The 283-nt window shown below is 73.5% G+C and carries 1 protein-coding gene; it reads right to left on the bottom strand.

Going from position 1 to position 283, the window contains the following annotated elements:
* A partial coding sequence (locus ACG04Q_RS25630; protein ID WP_394514713.1) for a helix-turn-helix domain-containing protein occupies nt 1–160 on the bottom strand: 160 nt, incomplete at its 3' end.
* Nucleotides 161–283 lie beyond the last annotated feature (123 nt).

Raw genomic sequence — 283 nt, 5'->3', positions numbered from 1 at the left:
GCGTGACGGGCCGCTCGCCGCTGCCGGGCACGAGCGGTGCCGGCGCGGCTGCCGGCGCGGCGCTGCCCCGGGCGGTCAGCCAGGCGTCCAGCGAGCTGCGCAGGATGCGGCGATGGCCACCCGGCGTCTTCCACGCCTGCAGCTCGCCGCGGTCCACCATCAGCTACACGGAGCGCACGGCCATCCCCAGCCGCTGGGCGGCCTCGGTGGTGGAGCAGGTATCGGGCACGGGGCTGGTGTGATTCACACGCGACATTTTGCCGAATTCGCGGGCTGGTGTTTC

The organism is Pelomonas lactea (genome assembly GCF_043555885.1).
GTDB lineage: Bacteria > Pseudomonadota > Gammaproteobacteria > Burkholderiales > Burkholderiaceae_C > Pelomonas > Pelomonas lactea.
Note: the sequence above shows the minus strand (reverse complement) of the source record. Positions and strands in the feature narration are given on the sequence as shown.